Genomic DNA, 4,063 nt, shown 5'->3' on the forward strand with positions numbered 1-4,063 from the left:
GAGGAGAAGGAACTTGGAAAAAAGAGATTGGATCATTTTACAAACTGTTTATGAAGAAAAAAATATTACAAAGGCAGCAGAACGTTTATTTATTGCACAGCCAACTTTAACGTACCGCCTTCAGCAAATTGAAAAAGAATTTAATATTAAAATTTTAAATAGAGGCAGAAGAGGTGTAGAATTCACGCAGCAAGGAGAATATCTTGTTACCTATGCAAAAGACATGCTAAGACAATTAAAAATAATGGAAGAGAACTTATGGAATATAGGGGACCATATTCACGGAACCATTCGTTTATGTGTATCCAGAGCTTTTGCTTTATATAAGCTGCCGCATATCGTAAAACAATTTACTGATATACATCCATTTGCGCAATTTTCCATCAAAACTGCATTAAACTTGGAGGTCATTAAAGCAGTTTATAAGCAAGATGCACATATTGGTTTTGTCAGAGGAGAACATCATTGGAGCAACGAAAAGAAAATGATCAGTCAGGAGACCATGTGTATTATTTCTAAAGAAGAGATAGAGTTTCATCAAATTCAAAGGCAAAACAGAATTACTTATAATACGGATCCAGCATTAAACATGGTGATCGATAATTGGTGGAATCAACATTTTAATAAACCTTCGAATGTCTTAGTTCATACCGATAATATGGAAGTGGCAAAAAAATTGGTTATGAAAGGTATTGGATACGCAATTGTTCCGAGTACCGTTTTAGAAGATTGTGACTCACTGCACACAATCGTTTTAAAAGATAAAGAAGGCAACCCTTTAATGTGGCGGACTTGGATGCTCTATCTAAAAGACAATTTAAATTTATCTATGGTAAATGAGTTTGTTATTCAAGTTGAAAGGTTTTCAAATATAGATTCTGTATAAATAATGGATATCTAAAGCCTCGGCAATCCGTTCAAAATTAATTTGTTCTGGTTCTGTAATATCAATCTTCCTGTATAAGTTTTCAATCCAATCCTCTAAATGACTGTTTGTATACCTCAAGATGAAAAACCTCCTTAAAGACGACAATCTAAAAATTGGATTCGTTTAAATATTATAGGAAAATCAAGACTTTTTTCATAGGAAAATGCGTCTAAGGAGATGGAATATGAATCCGTTTACTAATGACTGTTTTCGTAAGTATTATGATTTTAACACGCATCTGGATTTCTCTAGAAGAGTAAAGGTCTTTAGGGATTTATGTCAAAATAATAGTAAGTACCTTATGCAACAAACAGGGAGTTTGGTTGCTTAATAAGGAGGGGGAAGTATGAAAAAAAATATTCACATATTGGGAGCCTCTGGTGTCGGAACTTCAACATTGGGTGTTGCATTATCAAAGCGTTTGCCTCATACGCATCTTGATACTGATAATTACTATTGGTTAGATAAATTCACTAAAAAAAGAGAAATTCCTGAAAGAAGAAAGTTGCTTGAAAAAGACTTAACAATAAATGAGAAATGGATTCTTTCTGGTGCAGTGTGTGGCTGGGGCGATAATCTAAAAAGTTATTTTGACCTTGTCGTCTTCTTATGGATTCCAAAAGATATACGGCTTGAGAGATTAAGGCATAGGGAATTTCAGCGTTATGGAAATGAAGTGTTAGCCGGTGGGAGTAAATATGAACAATCAAAAACATTTTTAGAGTGGGCTTCTTTATATGATACTGCCGGAATGGAAGTTAGAAGTAAAGCGTTACACGAACATTGGATGGCAGATTTATCTTGTCCTGTGTTAAAAATTGAAGGCGATTGCTCAGTCAATGAAAGAGTTGACCGTGTCTTGGATTATCTGAATTCTAATTAAACTAACGGATAGCGATAGCTGCATCAGAAAATAAATCCAAAAATCAAAGACAGTTCCAGTATGGCATTTAATGAGCTGTTTTTTTATACCGCTATCAGTTTGCCTACGCAGTGATTTTTTTTTGGTAGCACCCCACAACAGAGAAGAGATTGTTCTTCATAAGGAAGTTTTTGGTTCAGTTGCAGGAAATGGAACCTCAACGATTAGATACACCCTGAAACCTGTCCAGCTAGTGCTTATGCTGGTTACCATTGAGTGAAAAGCCATTGCCGATCCTTTTTTATTCTTAAAATGCAAGTGAAAGGGGCAAAGAAATTAAAATGGACTTCATAGGAGTTTAATCATGAAAATGAATGATAAGATGAAAGAGGTTCAAAGAAAATACAGAGAAGAGCTTTAAAAAAAGAAACAAGAGCATGAAGATGATAAATGTTATATTAAAGAAACAATTATTGTTGTAACCATGATTGTATTGTTTATTTTTTTCACTTACACCTTGCAAGGCTTTTAATAAAAAGACCCCTTTTTCCCTTTTCGATACTTACCGTTTTCCTCACAATAAATGCTCTTTTTTATAAGAACATAATTTTTTCATTTGAAGTACGTCCAAAAGCTGCAGGGTTATCCAAATGAAATGGATTGTTAAACGGAGTTTTCTTGTTGGAGGGGTTTAATATCAATCCATTGAAAGTTGCTTACGCAGAGGTATATAAAAAATTTTAGTTTATGTCGAGAACGATGTTCACCTTCACTGCTTGTTTAATTAGAGGAAGTGATTCTTCCTTAAGGGAGATCACTTTTTCTTATTCGACTAAAGCAGCAGTTTAGCGGAAGAAGGAGAAAAATCAGTTGACTTACTTGAATACTAAATAGGTGTAAAAAGTGGTTATTAATACGAAGGATTGAAAAAGAAGAACACGCAGCAGATTCACTTGCTCTTGCTGGGGGCAAGCTTTGACAATCCTATTACTGGTTTAATTAAAGAAGGAGTATAAAACCTGTATCAATGATGTTACTAGATATCTACGACACAGGTTTTATATTTAGGTAACTAATATTCTTATATATTTAACATTGCATTTTTTTATTATGCAATAGTTCACTCTATTTCTGCTTTCAATTTTTCGAACCACTCTAAATTAACCAAGTGATGTGAACGGGAATTTTCGTTCATACGGCGAAAGTAATTGATTGTGCCGGGAATTTCTTGAGTGATGGACAGGTATTCATCAAGGAGCTCGATTCGAGTTTTAGTCTGGTCGATTTGTGATTGGATCAGATCCAGTAATTTATTTTTGTCGAATTCATCGGCAAAGAGTAACGCCCCATAAAATTGCAGGTTCACATATTCCGATTTGGTGCCGTATTTGATCATTAATTTTTCGAATTCTGCCCTTCCCGATTCTGTGACTTTAAAGTTACGGATTTCACGCCCACTGGTTGAGGGTTTCTGCTGAATCTGTTCAATAAAACACTTTTCTTCAAGTTGCTGCAGATTGTAATAAAATGAACCTTTCGTGAAGTTAACAATGTATTTGTAATGACGTTTTTCCATTAAGGCCAGAAGTTCATAGCCGTGAGCTCCGGGGTTTTGGATGAGCAAGCCAAGGATAAGTAAGGGAATCATGGTTTCATCACCTTCGCCATCCGCGCCTCAAATTCCGCATACGTGATTTTACCCGAAGCCAAATCCATACTATGAAGGTAAATCTGTTCTGTTTTAGAATAGTCACCATTCACTTTCAGTGATTGCTCCTCTCCCGAAATGGGTTTCAGGATATGGTGCTTTTTCGAAAAAGCCTCGAAATAGCGGTAACCGAATTTGCGTTGTGAAGCTGCGTCTAAATGAATGCCATCAGGATTCGCAGTCAAACCTTCTGCAGTAACAAAATAACAATTCTGTTGTTCATTAGCAAAACAAAGCAATTGTTCATTAACCTGTCGAAATTCAGTCGCGTGCTGCCCAAAACCGGTCTTCCCAAGAAAGTCACCAAGCCCTCCAATAATCAACGGTACCTCATCAAGTTTCAACTCGTTTCTTAGCGTCTCGATGATAAGGGTTAATTTCTCGTAATAAGTTTCATGTAGCGAACGATAACTGTCACTCTCACCCTGGTGCCAAAGAATTCCACAAATTTGACTGGATCGGAGGGCGAAGCGGGCTTCGGACAAAGCATGCTGAAAAAGGATGCCTTCCGGATGCCAGTCATTCAATGAACTGCCACCTTCCGCACAAGGGATCAAGCCAATTT

Annotated in this window: 4 protein-coding genes and 2 pseudogenes; 3 read left to right on the top strand and 3 right to left on the bottom strand. The window is 36.2% G+C overall.

What is annotated here, in order from left to right:
* Positions 1-13: 13 nt before the first annotated feature.
* Complete coding sequence (locus tag LWH95_RS21265) at positions 14-886, top strand: LysR family transcriptional regulator (RefSeq protein ID WP_232920333.1); 873 nt, start codon at positions 14-16, stop codon at positions 884-886.
* Here the strand turns inward: LWH95_RS21265 and LWH95_RS21270 are convergent.
* Positions 878-1,006, bottom strand: a pseudogene (locus tag LWH95_RS21270) (ImmA/IrrE family metallo-endopeptidase); the annotation flags it as partial. The gene LWH95_RS21265 and the pseudogene LWH95_RS21270 sit on opposite strands and share 9 nt — an antisense overlap.
* A gap of 268 nt (positions 1,007-1,274) precedes the next feature.
* On the opposite strand from LWH95_RS21270, the gene LWH95_RS21275 reads away from it, so the two are divergent.
* Together LWH95_RS21275 and LWH95_RS21280 are read left to right on the top strand one after the other, a co-directional pair.
* Positions 1,275-1,811 carry an ATP-binding protein gene (locus LWH95_RS21275; protein WP_232920334.1) on the top strand — a complete coding sequence of 179 codons (537 nt, stop codon included), beginning with the start codon at positions 1,275-1,277 and terminating at the stop codon, positions 1,809-1,811.
* A gap of 343 nt (positions 1,812-2,154) precedes the next feature.
* A pseudogene (locus LWH95_RS21280) lies at positions 2,155-2,322 on the top strand (hypothetical protein).
* A 588-nt stretch (positions 2,323-2,910) separates the two neighbouring features.
* Here LWH95_RS21280 and LWH95_RS21285 read toward each other — a convergent pair.
* Both LWH95_RS21285 and LWH95_RS21290 read right to left on the bottom strand, forming a co-directional pair.
* A complete protein-coding gene (locus LWH95_RS21285) occupies positions 2,911-3,438 on the bottom strand; it encodes a PadR family transcriptional regulator (RefSeq protein ID WP_003237203.1) in 528 nt (175 codons plus the stop codon).
* The coding region (locus tag LWH95_RS21290; protein WP_232920335.1) for a sialate O-acetylesterase at positions 3,435-4,063 on the bottom strand (629 nt) is incomplete at its 5' end. The genes LWH95_RS21290 and LWH95_RS21285, both read right to left, overlap by 4 nt.

This window comes from Bacillus sp. G16, assembly GCF_021282335.1.
GTDB classification, from domain to species: domain Bacteria; phylum Bacillota; class Bacilli; order Bacillales; family Bacillaceae; genus Bacillus; species Bacillus inaquosorum.